Here is a 20,636-nt window from a genome sequence, read left to right as displayed (position 1 = left end):
GAAACCCTCTTTGCTTAATTCATCCAGCCCTTGACCCAGTCCATCACCGACTCCGGCGAGGCAGGTGTTTCGCTTGCACACGCGGCGCCGGGTGGCGGCTCGCTGCCGCGAATATACGGCATCTGCACCGCGCCGGGGCAGTTGGCATCGGAACCCTGGCCGGTGCGCGAATCGACCCAGGCCTGCACGACGTTGTCCGGCTGCGGCATGTCCAGCGGCAGCGGATCGGCCTTGCGCATGAAACTGGTCCAGACCTGCAGCGCACCGGTGGCACCGGTGAACGGCGTCTTGCCATTGTCATCGCGACCGAGCCAGACCACCGCCAGCAGATCCTGACTGAAACCGGCAAACCAGCTGTCGCGCGAATCGTTACTGGTACCGGTCTTGCCCGCCAGCGTCAGGGTCTTGGGCAGCACGTTATAAACCGAACTGCCGGTACCTTCACGCATCACCCGCTGCATGGCGTTCTGGATCAGGTAGATGGAAGCCGGATCGAAACGCTGTTCGATCTGGAACGGATAACGCTTGAGCGGCTCGCCCTCGGCGGTCAGCACGCTGCGAATACCGCGCATCGGCGTGTTGAAACCACCGTTGGCCAGCGTCTGATACATGGTCGCCACTTCGATCGGCGTCATGCCGCCGGCACCGAGCAGCATCGACGGGAACGCCGGGAATTCACGGGTGACGCCCAGGCGACCGAGGGTCTTGAGCACGTTCGGCACGCCGACTTCCAGGCCCAGACGCGAAGTCGAGAGGTTGTAGGAATGCGCCAGACCCTGATAGAGGAACACCGTGCCGTGGGAGCGGCGATCGTAGTTTTGCGGCTTCCACACCTGACCGTTGGCGCCTTTGACCGACAACGGATCGTCCGACAGCCAACTGGTCAGCGTGTACTGGCTCGGTTTCTCCAGCGCGGTGAGGTACACCGCCGGTTTGATCAGCGAGCCGATCGGACGTACCGCATCGAGTGCGCGGTTGAAACCGGCGTAACTGGCCTGACGGCTGCCGATCATTGCCTGGACTTCACCGGTTTCCGGGTTGGTCACGACCATCGCCGCCTCGACGTCATCGGAGCCCTTGCGCCCGGCCAGACGTTTGAACGTGTCGTTGACCGAAGCTTCGGCTTTCATCTGCAGGATCGGATCGAAACTGGTGAAGATGCGCAGGCCTTCTTCGGTCAAGTCCTCGTCGCGATAGTCTTCGCGCAACTGACGTTTGACCAAGTCGATGAAGCCCGGGAACGAGCTGTCGGCGAGCTTGCCGCGGGTGGTTACACCCAATGGCATTTTCTTCGCTGCTTCGACCTGTTCGGCAGTTGCCACGCCTTGCTGCGCCAGCACATCGAGGACCAGATTACGCCGCTCCAGCGCACGCTCCGGGTTACGCCGCGGGTTGTAGTAGGACGGCCCCTTGACCATGCCGACCAGCAACGCGACCTGATGCAGTTTCAGCTCGGACAATGGCTGGCCGAAGAAGAACTGGCTGGCCAGACCGAAACCGTGCACCGCCCGCTGACCGTCCTGGCCGACAAAGACTTCGTTGAGGTAGGCCTCAAGGATTTCCTGCTTGTTGTAATGCAGTTCGAGCAGCAACGCCATCATCGCTTCGGTGAGCTTGCGGGTCAGGCTGCGTTCGCTGGTCAGGTAGAAGTTCTTCACCAACTGCTGCGTCAGCGTACTGCCGCCCTGGGTCATCTTGCCGCCGGAGGTGTTGATCCACACCGCGCGCGCGATCGATTTCGGCGACACGCCCCAATGGCTATAGAAATCGCGGTCTTCCACGGCGATCAGGGTTTCCAGCAGGTACGGCGGCACCTGATCGAGCTTGATCAGGATGCGGTCTTCAAGATTTTTCGGGTAAATGCCGCCGATCATCAGCGGTTCGAGGCGCACCACCGACAGCTTCGAACCGTTGGTCGCGGACAGCTCGGCGACGTAATCGCCGGAGAAACGCACGCGCACCGGCTGCGGTTTCTCCAGCCCCTCATAAAACTGGAAGCCACGGGTGTTCAGGTCGACCGTATTGCCGCTGACGGCGGCGGCACCGGGGCCATTGCTCACGGCTTCGCGGCGATAGCCGAGGGCATCGAGTTCGGTGAGGAAATCGTCCTTGCTGAGCTTCTGTCCGACGAACAGCTCGAGCGGGCGCGCATACACCTTGGCCGGGATGGTCCAGCGCTTGCCGGAGAATTTCTCCTGCACCACGGCATCGAGGTAAACGGCGAAGCCGGCCAGCACCACAAGGCCGACCAGACTGAGTTTAATGGCCCAGCTCAACCATGGGCTGAGGCCCTTGGCTGGTGGTTTTTTCTTGGTACGGGGGGATCGGGATCGAGTCATGGCGGCGGATTATACGCACTTTATCGATCCTCAACAGGCACGCGCGGAGGTTTGCGTCAGGCGGGCAAGCAGCCATAATGGCCGCCTCGAATTCCCCCGCCTCTGAAGGATCGCCCGTGAGCCAGTCCCTGATCGCTGCCCTGCAAAACCCGGCCCTCTACCCGCATCCCGTCGAAGGATTTCAGGTCATCGAAACCCACATCTCGTGGGTGATTCTCACCGGCCCCTTTGCCTATAAAGTGAAGAAACCGGTGAATTTCGGCTTTCTCGACTTCACCAGCCTCGACGCACGCGCACATTTCTGCGCGGAAGAGCTGCGCCTCAACCAGCGTCTGACCGCTGATTTGTATCTGGACGTGTTGCCAGTCACCGGCAGCATCGAAGCCCCGCAACTCGGTGGCGACGGCCCGGCCATCGAATATGTGCTGAAAATGCGCCAGTTCCCGCAGAGCGGGTTGCTCAGCACGCTGCAAGCCAATGGCGAACTGACCACTCAGCACATCGATGCCCTGGCTGAGCAGATTGCCCATTTCCATCTCAATGCCCCGAAAGTCCCGGCCGAACACGACGCCGGCACGCCGGACAGCGTGATGGCGCCGGTCGCGCAAAACTTCGAGCAGATCTTGCCATTCCTCAGCGACAAGAACGACCTGCTGCAACTTGAAGCACTGAAAGCCTGGGCCGAAAGCAGCTTCGAACGCCTCAAGCCGTTGTTCGCCCAGCGTAAGGCGCAAGGTTTCACCCGCGAATGCCACGGTGATATTCACTTGGGCAACGCCACAGTCATCGACGACAATGTGGTGATCTTCGACTGCATCGAATTCAACGAGCCATTCCGTTTCACTGACGTCTGGGCCGATACCGGCTTCCTCGCGATGGACCTGGAAGACCGCGGCTTGAAATCGCTGGCGCGTCGCCTGATCAGCCAATACCTGGAACTGACCGGTGACTATCAGGGCCTGGAAGTGCTGAACTTCTATAAAGCCTACCGCGCTCTAGTGCGCGCCAAAGTGGCGCTGTTCAGCATGCCCGCGGATGCGACTGCCGTGCAGCGCGCCACCACCCTGCGCCAGTACCGCAACTACGCCAACCTGGCAGAAAGCTACAGCACCATTCCTTCGCGCTTCATGGCCATCACCCATGGTGTTTCCGCAGTCGGTAAAAGCCACGTGGCCATGCGCCTGGTGGAAGCGCTGGGCGCGATTCGCCTGCGTTCGGATGTCGAGCGCAAGCGCCTGTTCGGTGAGCAGACCGTTGCCAACGATGTGCAGGCAGGCATTTACAGCGCCGACGCCAGCGCCGCGACTTACGCGCGCCTGCATGAGATCGCCGAGGTCATCTTGCACGCCGGTTTCCCGGTAGTGATTGACGCGACCTATCTCAAGCGTGAGCAGCGCGACAACGCAGCGAAGATTGCCGAAGCCACCGGCACGCCCTTCCTGATCCTCGACTGCAACGCCCCGCAAGCCGTGATCGAAAGCTGGCTGGCGGTGCGTCAGGCCGATAAAAAGGATCCGTCCGACGCCACCCTCGCAGTCATCGAAGCGCAGCAGGCCAACCGCGAAGCGCTGACGCCGGAAGAAATCCTGCGCAGCAAACGCGTGCAGACCAATGAATCCGGGACGCTGGACACCGTGGTCGCGCAGATCCGTCAGCGCCTGCCAGGTCTGTAAAAAACTATTTCGGCCGTGAAGCCCTCGCTCGCTTCACGGCCGTCAAATAGTGGCACTATACTGGCGTCATAAAACCAACAGGTGATCTGACATGAGCCAGCCGAAACTGCTCGACACTCCGCTTTACGCCCTGCTGCACAAAGATGATGTCGCAGGCTTCAACAACGAACGTCCACAGGATGGCCTGATCGACATGGTCGGCGGCGACTTCCGTGGTCTGGACCTGCGTGAACTGAACGCCGATAACGTAGATTTCCGCGATGCGTACTTCCGCTCCGCCGATCTGCGCGGCATCGACTTTCGCAAGGCTTCGCTCGAAGGCGCCAGCCTGGCCCATGCGCAGATTTCCGGGGCGTACTTTCCGCCGGAGCTGAGTGCTGACGAGATCCTGATGTCGATGAATTTCGGCACGCGGTTGCGGTATCGCACTCGCTGATATTCATCGGCAGCCCCTGACACAACATCCTCTCCATGTAGGAGTGGGCCTGCTCGCGATAGCTGACTGACATTCAAAATGGATGTCGGCTGCTACACCGCCATCGCGAGCAGGCTCACTCCTACAGTTGTATGCATTACTCCCCTCCTCCTGCATTCGCAGGTCTTTCACCCGCCTTTCTTAGAAGCTTTTGCGTCGAATCCGACCAAACAACCACGCTTTTCCTACTGATGGCTACACTCCTGAGAAGCTTGCCCACGCACCATTCGGCCGTCGCAAGGAGGCTTGATGAATGATGAACTGCAACACCTGAAAAATCTTGGCAAGACATCGGCGCAATGGCTGCATGCCGTGGGCATCCACAGCGCCTCGGACTTGCGTCGCCTCGGTGCGGTGGATGCCTATCGCGCCGTGCGCACCCGCGGGTTTCGCGCGTCGAAGGTGTTGCTGTATGCGATCGAGGGCGCGTTGATGGACGTGCACTGGAACGACATTCCCGCCGAGCGCAAGGACGCCTTGAACAAGCAGCTCGAAGCCATTTCTGCGCGCCACAAAAACTGAGCAGGCGCTGACGCCATGTATTTGCTGGGGGAACCATCGGCGCCCGCCGACGCACTGATCAATCGTTTACAGAATCTTCCCGGGCAATGGCTGCAGGAGCTTTCGCCATGCGCGCCGGTTATTGAGCTGCAGGCAACAGATGACCTGTTTGCACAGGTGGCTGGCGACCAGTTGTTTCTGCTGAGCGAGGGCGTGGTACATGGCTGCATCGCCGGCCGTGCGCTGTTCTACTGGCAGGAAGGTGATCTGCTCGGTCTGCAACGTGGCGAGCAATGGAGCGACTGCCGCTTGCGCAGCGAAGGGACTGTGCGGCTGCTGCCTTATCGGCGCGCTGAAGTGCTGCAGCATTTGTATGCCGACCCTGATCGAGCGGAGCAGCTGCTGAGCTATCTGCTCGGGCAAATGGCGCTGCTCGCCCACGCGGTGGCGGAGCTGAAACCGCGCGAGTTTCGCAGCACCAACGGCTTCAAACGCGTTGAAGCCGGCGCCGTGCTGATTCACCAGGGCGATGCAGCGGATCATGTCTTCGTGATCATCGACGGGCACGCCGAGGCTTTCGTCGACGGACACAAGGTCGGCGAGGTGCCCAAGGACGAGATTTTCGGCGCCATGGCGTTGTTCACTGGCGAGCCGCGCAATGCCACGGTGGTGACGCGCGAACCAAGCACAGTGATGCTGATTCCCGGTGATCAATTTTTGAGCATGACCCGCAGCAATCCGAAGATCGCTCACAGCCTGATCGAAGGGATGGCTCGACGGATCGGCCAATTGAATCGACAGATCACTCAATTGACGACGCATCGCACCTAGCGCGAAGCCCTTTGTTTATGGAGCCTCACGGCCGCTCGAAAAACTTAATTACAGATTTGCAAAAACAGCGGTTGACGCGGTAATGAGAATCGCTATGATTATCACAACTGGTCGCGAGATCAGTCGATATTCTGAAAAGCCCTTGGTTCGGACTCTCAGATTATCTCCTCATCAGGCTAATCACGGTTATTTGACCCGGTTTTTACCGGGTCTTTTTTTTTGCCCGCAGAAAAGTCATTTGCCGAATTGCTGGCGCATCTGCTCGCAGTAATCGGGCTTCGGCGTCGCCGGCGTGTACCAGACATAGTCGGCCATCGCTGCCGTGACCGCATCGCCCTGCTCGGCGAGCATCAATACGATCGGTGGCTTGCCAGCGCCGAGATCCAGCAAATGCAGCGGCACGCCAACATCCTTGCGCGCATGCCAGGCGCCGGCCAGCAGGATCGAAGGGGTCGGTGCCGTCAGCATTCCCTCGGCCATACGTCGATCACGCTGTTGCTGAATCGCCAACATCGCCGGCATCTGTGATTCGGGCAACAAGCCGCAGTGAGATTCACTGACTTGTCCAAGCAGGGTGTTTTTCACCGCCGGCGCATTACTGCGTCGGCCGTCGAGAGCAGGTGGATTTCGATAAAACGCACGGATGTCGCTGTCGTCGAGATTAGCCGCCAGCAGCGGATAGGGCTGCGTCAGGGCGAAGCGCACGATAGGCCCGTAAAGATTCCAGTCCCAGCCATCCTGCCAGGCCAACGCAGCAGGAAGATCTGCCGGAACAGATTTCGACTGGCGCAGCGCATCGACTTTCGCTTGTTGATTCGGCGTGAGCATTTCCAGCAGCAGGCTGCCTTGCGCACGTTCCCCGCCGAGCGACTGCAACAGCCATAACTGTGCGGCATGGTGATCGGCATTGTCGTGCTGCTCACCCATGATCAGGCGCTCAGGTTCAGCGAGGCGGGTCAGGAGTTGCTGCGCGGTGAGCATCTCGCCGCTGCGCAGATCGCGGATTTCACCGCTCACCGGCGGAGCCACCACGTGCTGACAGCCTGCCAGCAACACCAGCGCCCACAACCACAATCCACGCATGCGACACCTCGATGATTGATCAGCGGGCGATGATCAGCGGATGCCCACGCTCCGGGTGCGGTTGCACCAAAACCTCCAGGCCGAACACCGCTTTTAGCGTATCCGGGCGCAGCACCTGCTGCGGAGTGTCCAGCGCGACCGAACGCCCCTCTTCCAGCAACAACCCCCGGTCACAATAGCGCGCCGCCAGATTCAGATCATGCAGGATCACCAGCACCGCCGCGCCACGCTTGGCAAACTCGCGTACCGCTTGCAGGGTAATGTGCTGATGCAGCGGATCGAGCATCGAGGTCGGTTCGTCGAGCAACAAGGTTTGCCCGACCTGCCCTGGCCAGAGTTGCGCCAGCACCCGCGCCAGATGCACACGCTGACGCTCGCCACCGGACAATGCCAGATAACTGCGCCCGCTCAGGTGCCCGGCATCGGCAGCGGCCAGCGCCGCCGCGACAATTTCGTCATCACGCCTGCGCCCGGTCAGGTAGGGCAAACGGCCCATGCCGACGACCTCTTCAACGGCGAAGGCAAAGTCCAGTGTCGAAACCGGCGGCGGCACCGCCAGTCGTTGTGCCCGCTGCGTGCCGCTCCAGTGACTCAACGCCTGCTCGTCGAGCGAAACGTTGCCGTCACTGGCGAGCAATTCTCCGCACAGGGCACCGAGTAATGTGCTTTTGCCGGCGCCGTTCGGCCCCAGCACGCCAAGCACTTCACCGGGTTCGAGTTGCAGCGTGACCCCACTGAGCACTGCTTTGCGGCCACGGCGGACGTGCAGATTGTGCGCAGACAACATCAGGCACGCCCTCGCAACAGCAGATAAAGAAAGAACGGCGCGCCGATAAACGCGGTAACAATGCCGATCGGCAACTCCGCCGGCGCCAGCGCCAGGCGCGCCACCAGATCGGCAAGCAACAACAGGCTCGCACCCGCCAGGACCGAGGCTGGCAGCAGCACCTTATGATCGGGACCGGCCAGCAGGCGCACCAGATGCGGCACGACCAGCCCGACGAAGCCGATCATGCCTGCCGCCGCCACCGCCGCGCCGACACCCAGCGCGGTGCAGAACACCAGTTCGCGCTTGAGCCGTTCGACATCGATGCCCAGATGCCCGGCCTCGGACTCACCCAGCAACAAGGCATTCAATGCCTTGGCCCGACGCGGCAGCCATACCGCCACGCCGATGGTAATGATCAGCAAAGGCCATAGCCGCGCATAGCTGGCGCCGTTGAGGCTGCCCAGGTTCCAGAATGTCAGGGTGCGCAGCGTGGCGTCATCGGCCAGATAAGTGAACAGTCCCACCGCCGAACCGGCCAGCGCCGTAAGCGCGATACCCGCCAGTAACATTGTTGCAACGTGAGTCTGACCGTTGCGCCGGCCCAGCCGATAGACCAGCGCCGTGACCCCGAGCCCGCCGAGAAACGCGCACACCGATAACAGGTAAGGGCCGAACCACTCCGGCAGGCCGCCGAAGAACGAGCCGCCGACAATCGCAATCGCCGCGCCGAGTGCCGCGCCACTGGACACCCCGACCAACCCCGGATCGGCCAGCGGGTTGCGAAACAAACCCTGCATCGCTACCCCGGACAGCGCCAGCACGCCGCCGACCGCCAACCCGAGCAAGGTTCGCGGCAGGCGAATCTGGCCGAGAATCAGCTCGGCCTGCTCCAGCCCTTCCGGCGCCAACGGCACGCCAATCAGACGCAACGCGGCGCGCAAGGTGTCCACCAGCGGCAGGCTCACCGGCCCCAGCGCCAGCGACAGCCAGATCGCCAGCAGACACAGCAATGTCAGGCCGATAAACAAGCCACGGGGTTTGACCAGTGTGGTCATTGGCCGTCCTTGGCCGGGTAGAAACCGTCAGTCAGGGTTTGCAAAGCGGCCGGCAGACGCGGCCCAAGCCCACCCACCAGCAGCGTCGGGTCCAGCTCCATCACGCGTCCGGCCTTGGCCGCACGGCTGGAATTGAGAATCGGGTTTTCCTTGAACAACGCAGCTTTAGCCGCCTCACCGCTCAGCGCACGGTCGGCGAACACCAGCACTTGCGGATCGAGGCTGGCGAGGGATTCCACGGAAAACGGTTTGTAGCCGGTATGCGTTGCAAGGTTGTGCCCGCCGGCCTGCTGCAGCAGCCAATCGGCGGCGGTGTCCTTGCCGGCGATCAACGGCTTGCCACCGGCGTGCCCGAGCAATAGCAGGACGCCTGGGGCTTTCTGTGTGGTCTGCACTCGGGCAACGCGGGCAGCCTGCGCCTGAAGTTGCTGTTGATAAGTCTGCAGCAACTGCGCCGCCTTCGCTTGCGCACCGAGCAACTGCCCGAGATGAGTGACATTCTTTTCCAGCGTCGGCAGATCCGGCTGCGCCGAGAACAACTCGACTTTCACCTTGGCCGCTTTGACTTGCGCCAGAACCGGTGGCGGCCCCATCTCTTCAGTGCCGATGAGAATGTCCGGGCGCAGGCTCAAGATGCCTTCCGCCGACAGGCTGCGCTGATAACCAATGCTCGGCAGCGTTTGCAACGATTGCGGATGCTGACTGGTGGTGTCGACCCCGACCAGCTTCGACTCGCCGCCCAACGCGCTGACCCATTCCGACAGTGCCCCGCCGGCGCTGACCCAGCGTTGCGGTAAATCCGCCGCGATCGTCTGATGGCTGAGAAAAAGGCCGACGCACAGCATGGCAACGCGGGTTTTCAGGCGCATATACAGCTTCCTTGAACAAGGTTTCCCGGGCATCGGCGCAGCGAGCCAAGTATCCTCGACAACAGCCAGACTCCCTTTGGGAGAAGGCCGCCATTTGATAATTGTTTGCATTTGAACGTCAAGCTCGGACATATCCAGACACGAGCGGACACTAGAGGATAGCCATGAAGTTTCTCTGCGCCGGCAGTGATCTGGCCGAAGCCGGCAGTCGCGGTTTCGAAATCGACGGCAAAAAGCTGTTCGCCGTGCGTCGCGGTGGACAGGCCTACGTCTATCTCAATCGCTGCCCGCACCGGGGCGTCGGCCTGGAATGGCAGCCCGACCGGTTTCTCGACCCCAGCAACAGCCTGATCCAGTGCGCCACCCACGGCGCACTGTTTCTGATCGAGGACGGCGAATGCGTTGCCGGCCCGTGCGCCGGGCAATCACTGACGGCGATTGAATGCCGGGAAGATACACAAGGCGTGTGGGTCGATGTTTAACCGTTGAGCAAGACGTCGAGTCGACGGTCGATGACCATCTCTTCATGGTCGAGGCGCACGCCGTAGGCCAGCACCTCGACACCGCAGGCGACCGCCTCACGCAGCGCCTCGGCGTAAGCCCAATCGATCTCCTCGGCCGGGCGCACGGCATCGATGCCGGTGAGGTTTACACAGTACAACTGCACCGCCCGAATGCCGTCGCGCGCCAGATGCGCCAGCTCACGCAGATGCTTGGCGCCGCGCTGGGTCACCGCATCCGGAAACGCCGCCACAGCCGTACCGTCGAAGCCCAACGTGACGCTTTTCACTTCGACGTACGCCGGGCCGCTGGGGTATTCGAGGCGGAAGTCGATGCGGCTTTTTTCCTGGCCATAGGCGACTTCACGCTTTAACGCGGTAAAGCCATTCAATTCGCTGATCACGCCGGCCTGCAAGGCCTCTTCGACCAAACCGTTGGCGCGCCCGGTGTTGACGCAAAACAGCCGGCCCTGCGGGGTCTCACCGATTTCCCAGGTCCCGGGCAATTTGCGTTTGGGGTCGTTGGAGCGACTGAACCAGACCTGCCCGCCCTCCACCTGGCAGTTGAGCATCGAACCGGTATTCGGGCAGTGAATGGTCAGCAACTCGCCGTTAACGGTCTCGATATCGGCGAGAAAACGCTTGTAGCGACGAATCAGCCGCGCTTCTTCCAGAGCAGGATAAAAGCGCATCAGCCTTGCCAGCTCTTCAAACCGCGCGCGATGCGCTCCACGGCTTCCTGCAAGCGTGTGAGGTTTTGGGTGTAGGCGAAGCGCACGTGATGGCCGGCCTGATAACGACCGAAATCCAGCCCGGGCGTGAAGGCCACATGCTCGGTTTCGAGGAAATGCCGGCAGAACGCGAAGGCATCGCCGCCGAAACGGCTGATATCGGCGTACAGATAGAACGCGCCCTCCGGCTCAACGGCAATGTTGAAGCCGAGCTCGCGCAGCGCTGGCAGGAGGAAATCGCGACGGCGGGCGAATTCGGCGCGGCGCTCTTCGAGAATCGCGATCGTCGCCGGTTCGAAACACGCCAGCGCCGCGTACTGCGCCATGCTCGGCGCGCTGATGTAGAGGTTCTGCGCAAGTTTTTCCAGTTCACCGACCGCCGCCTCCGGCGCCACCAGCCAGCCCAGGCGCCATCCGGTCATGCCGAAATACTTGGAGAAACTGTTGAGGACAAAAGCGCTGTCATCGACTTCCAGCACACTGGCCGCATCGGTGCCGTAGGTCAGGCCATGGTAGATCTCGTCCACCACCAGATGCCCGTGTCTGGCCTTGATCGCTGTGGATAACCCGGCCAGCTCATCGCGGGTGAGCAGAGTCCCGGTCGGATTGGCCGGCGAAGCGACCAAGGCGCCGACGCTGTCGTGGTCCCAGTGCCGCTCCACCAGATCCGGGGTCAGTTGATAACGCACCTCCGGCCCGACCGGCACCAGTTGCGCCGCGCCTTCGACCAGCCGCAGGAAATGCCGGTTGCACGGGTAGCCCGGGTCTGCCAGCAGCCAGTGTTTACCCGGATCGACCAACAAGGCACTGGCCAGCAGCAGCGCGCCAGAGCCGCCCGGCGTGATCAGAATGCGCCGCGGGTCGATGTTCAGGCCGTATCGCGACTGGTAAAACCCGGCAATCGCCTCGCGCAGCTCGGGAATGCCACGGGCGGCGGTGTAACGGGTCTTGCCCGCGGTCAACGCAGCTTGGCCGGCGCGAATGATCGGCTCGGCGGTGGTGAAGTCCGGCTCGCCGATTTCCAGATGGATCACGTCGTGGCCTTCAGCCTGCAATTCATTGGCACGCGCCAGCAGCGCCATCACATGGAACGGTTCGATCGCACGACTGCGCGCACTGTAGGTGGCCATTGGATTGCCTTCGACAGGAAAAAAGAGACGATTCTACCTGTCTGCCGGAACGAGCGAGAACCCGTGAAGGTCACAGCCTCAAGAACGCTGGACTGTAACGATCTGAACGTACGCTCCAGGATTGACTAAAATCAGTGATTGAACAGGTCTCCATTCCCACAGACACGGCTTGCCAAACATCTGCAAGCGCCACCCGCCGGGGGCTCGACATCCGGGAGTAGCGCAGGCTGATTTGATCTGGTAAGTTCGCCCGCTTGCAGCCGCAGGGCCGGCAGGTGTCGGTGATGGAGCAATCCTGCGCAATGGATTACAAGAGTAGAGGCGGTCTATTTCATGTCCACCCAAGCAAAGCAACAGCAGCAAGCGACGATCAGCGGCTTCGAACCTTACGTTTCGAAGGCGGGTGAAGAGTACATGGGCGCTCCGATGCGCGCGCACTTCACCAAGATCCTGAACAAGTGGAAACTGGACTTGATGCAGGAAGTCGACCGTACGGTTGATCACATGAAAGACGAAGCGGCCAACTTCCCTGACCCGGCCGACCGTGCCAGCCAGGAAGAAGAGTTCGCCCTCGAACTGCGCGCCCGCGATCGTGAGCGCAAGCTGATCAAGAAAATCGACAAGACGCTGCAACTGATCGAAGACGAAGAGTATGGCTGGTGCGAGTCCTGCGGCATCGAGATCGGCGTCAAGCGCCTCGAAGCCCGTCCGACCGCCGATCTGTGCATCGACTGCAAGACCCTGGCGGAAATCAAGGAAAAGCAGGTCGGCAAGTAATCTCGACCTGAACGAAAAACGGAGCGTGCGAACGCTCCGTTTTTGTTTGTGCCTTTTGTTTCTGCCTTTTGCCTCTGCCGTTGCTTTTTGTAGGAGTGAGCCTGCTCGCGATAGCGATGGGTCAGGTCAATATCTTGGTTGAATGTCACACCGCTATCGCGAGCAGGCTCACTCCTACAGGTTGACCTGCGTATAGCCTGAAAAGTAGTTTCGTTTCCATGACCGCCAAAACGTCCCCCGCCTACATCGGCCGCTTCGCCCCCACCCCCAGTGGCCACCTGCACTTCGGCTCGCTGGTCGCTGCGTTGGCGTCCTACCTCGACGCCCGCTCGGTCGGTGGGCGCTGGCTGGTGCGCATGGAAGATCTCGATCCGCCGCGGGAAGAGCCCGGTGCGCAAGCGGCGATTCTCAAGGCGCTGGAAAGTTACGGTTTCGAATGGGACGGCGAAATGGTCCGCCAGAGCGATCGGCACGCGGCCTACGCCGAGGTGCTCGACAGCCTGTTCAATCACGGTCTGGCGTACGCCTGCACCTGCTCGCGCAAACAGCTGGAGCCCTACCACGGCATTTATCCTGGGTTCTGTCGCAACGCCGGGCATGCTCAGCACGACGCGGCGATCCGCCTGCGCGTGCCGGAGCTGGAATACCACTTTATTGACCGCGTACAGGGCGAATACCGTCAGCACCTGGGCCGCGACGTTGGCGACTTCGTCATCCGTCGTCGAGACGGTCTCTATGCCTATCAACTCGCGGTGGTGCTCGATGACGCCTGGCAGGGCATCACCGATATCGTGCGCGGCGCCGATCTGCTCGATTCGACGCCGCGCCAGTTGTACCTGCAAGAACTGCTCGGCCTGAAACAGCCGCGCTATCTGCACCTGCCATTGATCACTCAGCCGGACGGCAACAAACTCGGCAAGTCCTACCGCTCGCCACCGCTTGAAGCCGATCAAGCCACGCCGTTACTGCTGCGAGCCTTGCGTGCATTGGGGCAGAACCCCGGCACTGAGCTGGCCCACGCGTCGCCGCGCGAACTGCTTGTCTGGGGCAGCGCGCACTGGGATGCCGACAGGATCCCGCGCACACTGACCCTGCCCGAAGCGCAACTGCAATGACGACACTTGCAGTCGCGCGCCCATCCGTTACCATCGCCGCACGTTTTCGGGTACGCGCATAACAAAGAGAGGCCGGGATGTACATCTATCGCTTGGTCCTGCTTCTGGTCGTCGGGATCTACCTGTTCTCCCCCGCCATCATGGATTGGTGGATCGACGCGACGGGCGCCTGGTATCGCCCTTATCTGCTCTGGCTGATCCTGATTGTCGTGACCTTCATCCTGCAGAGCCAAAAAGATGCCGATGAGCTTTAGCCTGACCCAGATGATCCTGATCAGCGCCGCGTACCTCGCGGCACTGTTCGGCGTGGCCTGGGTCAGCGAACGGGGCATGATCCCGCGCGCGATCATTCGCCACCCGCTGACCTACACCCTGTCGCTTGGGGTTTACGCCAGTGCCTGGGCGTTCTATGGCACGGTGGGTCTGGCCTATCAGTACGGTTACGGCTTTCTGTCCAGCTATCTCGGCGTGTCCGGCGCGTTTCTGCTGGCGCCGGTGCTGCTTTATCCGATCCTGAAAATCACCCGCACCTACCAACTGTCATCGCTGGCCGACCTGTTCGCCTTCCGCTTTCGCAGCACCTGGGCCGGCGCGCTGACCACGATCTTCATGCTGATCGGCGTGCTGCCGCTGCTGGCCCTGCAGATTCAGGCAGTGGCCGACTCGATCGGCATTCTCACCGGCGAACGCGTGCAAAGCCGCGTGGCGCTGGCGTTCTGTGCGCTGATCATTCTGTTCACGATTTTCTTCGGTTCCCGGCATATCGCCACCCGCGAGAAACACGAAGGGCTGGTGTTCGCGATTGCCTTTGAGTCGATCATCAAACTCATCGCCCTCGGCGGCGTTGGCCTGTATGCGCTGTATGGCGTGTTCGACGGCCCGCAACAGCTTGAACTGTGGCTGCTGCAGAACCAGACCGCCCTCGCTGCCCTGCACACGCCGTTGCAGGAAGGCCCGTGGCGCACGCTGCTGTTGGTGTTCTTCGCCTCGGCGATCGTGATGCCGCACATGTATCACATGACATTTACCGAGAACCTCAATCCGCGCTCGCTGGTCAGTGCCAGTTGGGGCCTGCCGCTGTTTCTGCTGCTGATGAGCCTCGCCGTGCCGCTGATTCTCTGGGCCGGCCTGAAACTGGGCGCCACCACCGACCCGGAATATTTCACCCTCGGCATCGGCATTGCCGCCAACAGCAAACCGCTGGCCTTGCTTGCCTATGTCGGTGGTCTGTCCGCCGCCAGTGGCCTGATCATCGTCACCACCCTGGCCTTGTCGGGCATGGCGCTGAACCATCTGGTGCTGCCGCTCTATCAACCTCCTGCGGAGGGCAATATCTACCGCTGGCTGAAGTGGACCCGCCGGGCGCTGATCGTCGCCATCATCATGGCCGGTTTCGGTTTCTACCTGATGCTCGGCGTCGAACAGGATCTGGCCAACCTCGGCATCGTCGCATTCGTGGCTACCCTGCAATTCTTGCCCGGGGTGTTGTCGGTGCTGTACTGGCCGACCGCTAACCGCCGCGGCTTCATTGCCGGTCTGCTGGCGGGGATCACGGTCTGGGTGGTGACCATGTTGCTGCCGCTGGTCGGCAATCTGCAGGGTTTCTACATTCCGCTGCTGAACATGATCTACGTGCTCGACGACACCAGCTGGCACATGGCAGCCATCGCCTCGCTCGCCGCCAACGTGTTGATGTTCACACTGATCTCGCTGTTCACCAACGCGAGCCCGGAAGAAGCCAGCGCGGCCGAAGCCTGCGCCGTGGACAACGTGCGCCGCCCGCAACGCCGCGAACTGCACGCCGCCTCGCCGCAGGAATTCGCCACGCAACTGGCCAAACCGCTGGGCGCCAAGGCGGCGCAGAAAGAAGTCGAGCAAGCGCTGCGCGATCTGTATCTGCCCTTCGACGAACGCCGCCCTTACGCTTTGCGCCGTTTGCGCGACCGCATCGAGGCCAACCTGTCCGGCCTGATGGGCCCGAGCGTCGCGCAGGATATGGTGGAAACCTTCCTGCCCTATAAGGCCGGCGGCGAAAACTACGTCACCGAAGACATTCACTTCATCGAAAGCCGCCTCGAGGATTACCACTCGCGCCTTACCGGCCTGGCGGCCGAACTCGACGCCCTGCGCCGCTACCACCGGCAGACCTTGCAGGAGCTGCCGATGGGCGTCTGCTCGCTGGCCAAGGATCAGGAGATCCTGATGTGGAACAAGGCCATGGAAGAGCTGACCGGCATCGCTGCGCAGCGGGTGGTCGGTTCGCGCCTGAGCACCATCGCCAACCCGTGGAAAGAGTTGCTGCAAGGCTTCATCAATCTGCCCGACGAGCATTTGCACAAACAGCATCTGGCCCTCGATGGCCAGACCCGCTGGCTGAACCTGCACAAAGCGGCGATCGACGAGCCGTTGGCACCGGGCAACAGTGGCCTGGTGTTACTCGTCGAGGATTTGACCGAAACGCAGATGCTCGAAGACAAACTGGTGCACTCCGAACGTCTGGCCAGCATCGGTCGACTCGCGGCGGGTGTGGCGCATGAAATCGGCAACCCGATCACCGGCATTGCCTGTCTGGCGCAAAACCTGCGTGAAGAGCGCGAAGACGACGGCGAGCTGACGGAAATCAGCGGGCAGATTCTCGAGCAGACCAAACGCGTCTCGCGCATCGTCCAGTCGCTGATGAGTTTCGCCCATGCCGGCAGCCATCAGCACAGTGACGAACCGGTGTGTCTGGCGGAAGTCGCGCAGGATGCCATCGGCCTGCTGGCGCTGAACCGGCGCAATTTCGAAGTGCAGTTCTACAACCTGTGCGATCCCGACCATTGGGTCGAAGGCGACCCGCAGCGGCTTGCCCAGGTACTGATCAATCTGCTCTCGAACGCCCGTGACGCCTCGCCGCCGCACAGTGCCGTACGGGTCAAGAGTGAAGCCGGCGAACACACGGTCGATCTGATCGTCGAAGACGAAGGCAGTGGTATTCCGTCGAGCATCATGGACCGATTGTTCGAACCTTTCTTCACCACCAAGGATCCGGGTGAAGGCACCGGTCTGGGCCTTGCACTGGTCTATTCCATCGTTGAAGAGCATTATGGACAAATCACCATCGACAGCCCGGCTGATGTACAAAGCCAGCGCGGCACCCGTATCCGGGTGACCTTACCGCGTCATGTCGAAGCGACGTCCGCTGTGAACTGAGACCGTCGAGAGTATCGAATCAATGCCGCACATTTTGATCGTCGAAGACGAAACCATTATCCGCTCCGCCTTGCGCCGCCTGCTGGAACGCAACCAGTACCAGGTCAGCGAAGCCGGATCAGTGCAGGAAGCACAAGAACGCTTCACCATTCCTACGTTCGATCTGATCGTCAGCGACCTGCGCCTGCCGGGCGCCCCGGGCACCGAGCTGATCAAGCTCGGCCAGGGCACGCCGGTGCTGATCATGACCAGTTACGCCAGTCTGCGCTCGGCGGTCGACTCGATGAAAATGGGCGCGGTCGATTACATCGCCAAACCGTTCGACCACGATGAAATGCTCCAGGCGGTTGCGCGGATCCTGCGTGATCGCCAATCAGCGCCCGCCGTCGGCGAAGCCACGGCGAGCAAGCCTGCCACTGGCAACGGCAAAGCCTCGGTGGATAACAGCAACGGGGAAATCGGCATCATCGGTTCGTGCCCCCCGATGCAGGACCTGTACAGCAAGATCCGCAAGGTCGCGCCAACCGATTCCAACGTCCTGATCCAGGGCGAGTCCGGCACCGGCAAGGAGCTCGTGGCCCGCGCCCTGCACAATCTGTCGAAACGCGCCAAGGCGCCGATGATCTCGGTGAACTGCGCGGCGATTCCGGAAAGCCTGATCGAGTCCGAACTGTTCGGGCATGAGAAAGGCGCGTTCACCGGTGCCAGCGCCGGCCGCGCCGGTCTGGTCGAAGCGGCGGACGGCGGTACCTTGTTCCTCGATGAGATCGGCGAACTGCCACTGGAAGCCCAGGCTCGCCTGCTGCGGGTCTTGCAGGAAGGCGAAATTCGCCGGGTCGGTTCGGTGCAGTCGCAGAAAGTCGATGTGCGCCTGATCGCTGCAACCCACCGCGATCTCAAGAGCCTGGCGAAAATCGGCCAGTTCCGTGAAGACCTTTATTACCGTCTGCACGTGATTGCCCTCAAGCTGCCGCCGCTGCGCGAGCGTGGCGCCGACGTCAACGAAATCGCCAATGCCTTCCTCGCTCGCCAGAGCGCACGGATCAATCGCACCGACCTGAAATTTGCCGCCGATGCCGAACAGGCGATCCGGCACTATTCCTGGCCGGGCAACGTGCGCGAGCTGGAGAACGCCGTCGAGCGCGCGGTGATTCTCAGCGAAAGCCCGGAGATCTCGGCCGACCTGCTTGGCATCGACATCGAGCTGAGCGATCTGGAAGACGACGAGTTCATCGGTCTGCCGCCGCAAACCGGCGGTAACGCTAGCAACAGCAGCCATGAGCCGACCGAGGATCTGTCGCTGGAAGACTATTTCCAGCACTTCGTCCTCGAGCATCAGGACCACATGACCGAGACCGAACTGGCGCGCAAACTGGGCGTCAGCCGCAAATGCCTGTGGGAACGCCGCCAGCGTCTGGGCATTCCACGGCGCAAGACCGGGGTCGCCAGCGAGAGCTGAGCGTTACCCACCGCGTGTGCGGGTAACGCATGACAATGTGAAAAAACTGTTACCGCAGTCGATTCACGTAACAGAAGCCGGGGTTATCGGTAACGAAACCCCGGCTTTTTTTCGCCCCTGCAAAACGGTTATATCGACCTAACCCCTTGTTTTGCGGGGTTTGGCAAAAGTTGGCACGCACCCTGCTATATGTTTGGTACAAGAACAATAACAAGCAATGCACAAGACAATAAAAATAAGACGAATCGACTCACGTACAATAAAAACAAGACGGCGAGAGGCGCAGCTAACTGATTCTTTTGGAGAGGCGTTGTATTTGGGGCTTGCCCCACGACCAGGCCGAGAACAACAAAAACTGTCCTAAGACAGAGCCTGTACTGGTTGGATCGAGAGATCACTGCAATTCAGCGACCAAAGCAATCCGTTTGCTCTTGGCTCCCGATTGGGAGGGTCACGAAGGAAACACTTCGTGGCGAGGGCACTCAACAAAAACAAGAAGCCCGAATCAATAATAAAAAGAGCACGCAACTACTTCTTGGGGAGCTTCGGCTCCCCTTGTAGTTTCTCCCCTTGGTAAAATCCCCCCATTTTCCTCGCTCGGCCCTTGCAGCTTGCGGCTTTCAGCCCGAATCTGCTGTCTCCTACACCATCCCCCGACTAAATGCTAGAATCTGCGCCCATCATGCGGTCATTCTTTTGGTATGGCCGAACATTCCTTCAAACAGTGCATCCCATGCTGAAGAAGCTGTTCCAGTCATTCCGAACTCCCGTGCGTCGTACGCAACACATCCGCAGCACCCCTGAAGTGCTCAACAGTGGCCAACATTCGCTGCAGAAAACGCAGTTCAGCCGCTATGCGGTGAACATCGTCGAACGCCTGCAAGGTGCCGGTTACCAGGCTTATCTGGTCGGCGGTTGCGTGCGTGACATGCTGCTGGGCATCACGCCCAAGGATTTCGACGTCGCCACCAGCGCCACCCCCGAGCAGGTCCGCGCCGAATTCCGCAATGCGCGGATCATCGGTCGCCGGTTCAAACTGGTGCACATCCACTTCGGTCGCGAAATCATTGAAGTCGCGACCTTCCGCGCCAATCACCCGGTCAACGAAGACGACGAAGACAGCAATCAGTCTTCGCGCAACGAGAGCGGGCGGATTCTGCGCGACAACGTCTACGGCACTCTGGAAGAAGACGCGCAACGCCGCGACTTCACCATCAACGCCCTGTATTACGATCCGGTCAGCGAGCGCATCCTCGACTACGCCAACGGTGTACACGACATCCGCAATCACCTGATCCGTCTGATCGGCGATCCCAAGCAACGCTATCAGGAAGATCCGGTGCGCATGCTGCGGGCCGTGCGTTTCGCCGCCAAGCTCAATTTCGGCATAGAGAAGCACACCGTGCAGCCGATCCGCGAACTGGCACCGATGCTGCGCGAGATTCCCTCGGCGCGGCTGTTCGAAGAAGTGCTCAAGCTGTTCCTCTCCGGCCACGGCGCGATCACCTTTGAAATGCTGGTCGATCTGCAACTGTTCGCCCCGCTGTTCCCGGCCAGCGCCGAGGCGCTGGAATACAATCCGGAATACACCCACACGCTGATCAGCGAAGCGCTGAGCAACACCGACCTGCGCATCAAGCAGAACAAACCGGTGACCCCGGCGTTCTTGTTTGCCGCCCTGCTCTGGCCGGCACTGCCGGCCCGCGTGTTGCGTCTGCAGGAACGTGGCATGCCGCCGATTCCGGCGATGCAGGAAGCCGCTCACGAGCTGATTGCCGAACAGTGCCAGCGCATCGCGATTCCGAAGCGCTTCACCATGCCGATCCGCGAAATCTGGGACATGCAGGAACGCCTGCCACGGCGCAGCGGCAAACGTGCCGATCTGTTGCTGGACAACCCGCGCTTCCGCGCCGGTTACGATTTCCTCCTGCTGCGTGAAAGCGCCGGTGAGGAGACCGACGGCCTCGGCGAATGGTGGACCGATTATCAGGACGCCAACGACAGCGAGCGCCGCGACATGATCCGCGACCTCAGCGGCAAGGGTGACGATGCCAGTGGCGCACCGCGCAAGCGCCGCCGCAGCGGCGGTTCCAAGCGCAAGCGCGCCGGGGCTTCGAGCGCGACGGGCGAGTAAGCC

At 61.2% G+C, this 20,636-nt stretch carries 18 protein-coding genes; 11 read left to right on the top strand and 7 right to left on the bottom strand.

From position 1 onward, the window contains the following. Window positions 1–14 precede the first annotated feature (14 nt). A complete protein-coding gene (gene mrcB, locus AEQ63_RS16665) occupies window positions 15–2,339 on the bottom strand; it encodes a penicillin-binding protein 1B (RefSeq protein WP_064364143.1) in 2,325 nt (774 codons plus the stop codon). A 116-nt stretch (window positions 2,340–2,455) separates the two neighbouring features. Here mrcB and AEQ63_RS16660 point away from each other — a divergent pair, with 116 nt between their 5' ends. The 4 genes from AEQ63_RS16660 (at window position 2,456) to AEQ63_RS16645 (ending at window position 5,819) form a co-directional block, all read left to right on the top strand. After that, window positions 2,456–4,012 carry a bifunctional aminoglycoside phosphotransferase/ATP-binding protein gene (locus AEQ63_RS16660; RefSeq protein WP_064364142.1) on the top strand — a complete coding sequence of 519 codons (1,557 nt, stop codon included), beginning with the start codon at window positions 2,456–2,458 and terminating at the stop codon, window positions 4,010–4,012. Between the two features lie 91 nt (window positions 4,013–4,103). Continuing rightward, window positions 4,104–4,448 carry a pentapeptide repeat-containing protein gene (locus AEQ63_RS16655; protein WP_064364141.1) on the top strand — a complete coding sequence of 115 codons (345 nt, stop codon included), beginning with the start codon at window positions 4,104–4,106 and terminating at the stop codon, window positions 4,446–4,448. Window positions 4,449–4,736: 288 nt separating this feature from the next. Beyond that, window positions 4,737–5,009, top strand: coding sequence for a TfoX/Sxy family protein (locus tag AEQ63_RS16650; RefSeq protein ID WP_016773175.1), 273 nt, complete (start codon window positions 4,737–4,739; stop codon window positions 5,007–5,009). A gap of 15 nt (window positions 5,010–5,024) precedes the next feature. Further along, a complete protein-coding gene (locus AEQ63_RS16645; RefSeq protein WP_064364140.1) occupies window positions 5,025–5,819 on the top strand; it encodes a Crp/Fnr family transcriptional regulator in 795 nt (264 codons plus the stop codon). Window positions 5,820–6,053: 234 nt separating this feature from the next. Here the strand turns inward: AEQ63_RS16645 and AEQ63_RS16640 are convergent, their stop codons facing one another. From AEQ63_RS16640 to AEQ63_RS16625, 4 genes are read right to left on the bottom strand one after another with little or no spacing between them, the layout of a single operon-like run. Beyond that, window positions 6,054–6,902 (bottom strand): ChaN family lipoprotein, encoded by an 849-nt coding sequence (locus AEQ63_RS16640; RefSeq protein WP_064364139.1) that lies wholly within the window; start codon window positions 6,900–6,902, stop codon window positions 6,054–6,056. Between the two features lie 19 nt (window positions 6,903–6,921). Then, window positions 6,922–7,689 (bottom strand): heme ABC transporter ATP-binding protein, encoded by a 768-nt coding sequence (locus tag AEQ63_RS16635; RefSeq protein WP_064364138.1) that lies wholly within the window; start codon window positions 7,687–7,689, stop codon window positions 6,922–6,924. Continuing rightward, window positions 7,689–8,672 carry a FecCD family ABC transporter permease gene (locus AEQ63_RS16630; protein ID WP_172667936.1) on the bottom strand — a complete coding sequence of 328 codons (984 nt, stop codon included), beginning with the start codon at window positions 8,670–8,672 and terminating at the stop codon, window positions 7,689–7,691. The genes AEQ63_RS16635 and AEQ63_RS16630 overlap by 1 nt, the downstream gene beginning before the upstream one ends. Window positions 8,673–8,722: 50 nt before the next feature. Continuing rightward, complete coding sequence (locus tag AEQ63_RS16625) at window positions 8,723–9,595, bottom strand: heme/hemin ABC transporter substrate-binding protein (RefSeq protein ID WP_064364137.1); 873 nt, start codon at window positions 9,593–9,595, stop codon at window positions 8,723–8,725. A 164-nt stretch (window positions 9,596–9,759) separates the two neighbouring features. Between AEQ63_RS16625 and AEQ63_RS16620 the strand changes: the two genes are divergently transcribed. Further along, on the top strand, window positions 9,760–10,077 hold the full coding sequence (locus tag AEQ63_RS16620) for a Rieske (2Fe-2S) protein (protein WP_064364136.1): 318 nt from the start codon (window positions 9,760–9,762) through the stop codon (window positions 10,075–10,077). On the opposite strand, the gene sfsA is transcribed toward AEQ63_RS16620, so the two are convergent. Together sfsA and AEQ63_RS16610 are read right to left on the bottom strand one after the other, a co-directional pair. Next, window positions 10,074–10,787: a DNA/RNA nuclease SfsA gene (gene sfsA, locus AEQ63_RS16615; protein WP_042610462.1), complete on the bottom strand. Its 714-nt coding sequence runs from the start codon at window positions 10,785–10,787 to the stop codon at window positions 10,074–10,076. The genes AEQ63_RS16620 and sfsA overlap by 4 nt on opposite strands. Further along, window positions 10,787–11,956, bottom strand: coding sequence for a pyridoxal phosphate-dependent aminotransferase (locus AEQ63_RS16610; RefSeq protein ID WP_064364135.1), 1,170 nt, complete (start codon window positions 11,954–11,956; stop codon window positions 10,787–10,789). Before AEQ63_RS16610 ends, sfsA begins: the two co-directional genes overlap by 1 nt. A 333-nt stretch (window positions 11,957–12,289) precedes the next feature. Here AEQ63_RS16610 and dksA point away from each other — a divergent pair, with 333 nt between their 5' ends. The 6 genes from dksA to AEQ63_RS16580 all read left to right on the top strand — a co-directional run bounded on the left by dksA (window position 12,290) and on the right by AEQ63_RS16580 (window position 20,633). Beyond that, the gene (gene dksA, locus AEQ63_RS16605; protein WP_042610464.1) at window positions 12,290–12,733 is read left to right on the top strand and encodes an RNA polymerase-binding protein DksA; all 444 of its coding nucleotides are present in this window, start codon (window positions 12,290–12,292) and stop codon (window positions 12,731–12,733) included. A 218-nt stretch (window positions 12,734–12,951) separates the two neighbouring features. Beyond that, window positions 12,952–13,848 carry a tRNA glutamyl-Q(34) synthetase GluQRS gene (gluQRS, locus tag AEQ63_RS16600; RefSeq protein WP_064364134.1) on the top strand — a complete coding sequence of 299 codons (897 nt, stop codon included), beginning with the start codon at window positions 12,952–12,954 and terminating at the stop codon, window positions 13,846–13,848. Window positions 13,849–13,925: 77 nt separating this feature from the next. Further along, window positions 13,926–14,102, top strand: coding sequence for a hypothetical protein (locus tag AEQ63_RS28215; protein WP_003176118.1), 177 nt, complete (start codon window positions 13,926–13,928; stop codon window positions 14,100–14,102). Beyond that, on the top strand, window positions 14,086–17,040 hold the full coding sequence (locus AEQ63_RS16590) for a sensor histidine kinase (RefSeq protein WP_161806084.1): 2,955 nt from the start codon (window positions 14,086–14,088) through the stop codon (window positions 17,038–17,040). The genes AEQ63_RS28215 and AEQ63_RS16590 overlap by 17 nt, the downstream gene beginning before the upstream one ends. A gap of 22 nt (window positions 17,041–17,062) precedes the next feature. Then, window positions 17,063–18,499 (top strand): sigma-54-dependent transcriptional regulator, encoded by a 1,437-nt coding sequence (locus tag AEQ63_RS16585; RefSeq protein WP_042610466.1) that lies wholly within the window; start codon window positions 17,063–17,065, stop codon window positions 18,497–18,499. Between the two features lie 733 nt (window positions 18,500–19,232). Then, on the top strand, window positions 19,233–20,633 hold the full coding sequence (locus AEQ63_RS16580) for a polynucleotide adenylyltransferase PcnB (RefSeq protein WP_042610467.1): 1,401 nt from the start codon (window positions 19,233–19,235) through the stop codon (window positions 20,631–20,633). Window positions 20,634–20,636: the final 3 nt, after the last annotated feature.

Source organism: Pseudomonas sp. RIT-PI-o, assembly GCF_001297215.1.
Classification (GTDB): domain Bacteria; phylum Pseudomonadota; class Gammaproteobacteria; order Pseudomonadales; family Pseudomonadaceae; genus Aquipseudomonas; species Aquipseudomonas moraviensis_A.
This window is presented reverse-complemented; position numbering and strand designations above follow the sequence as displayed.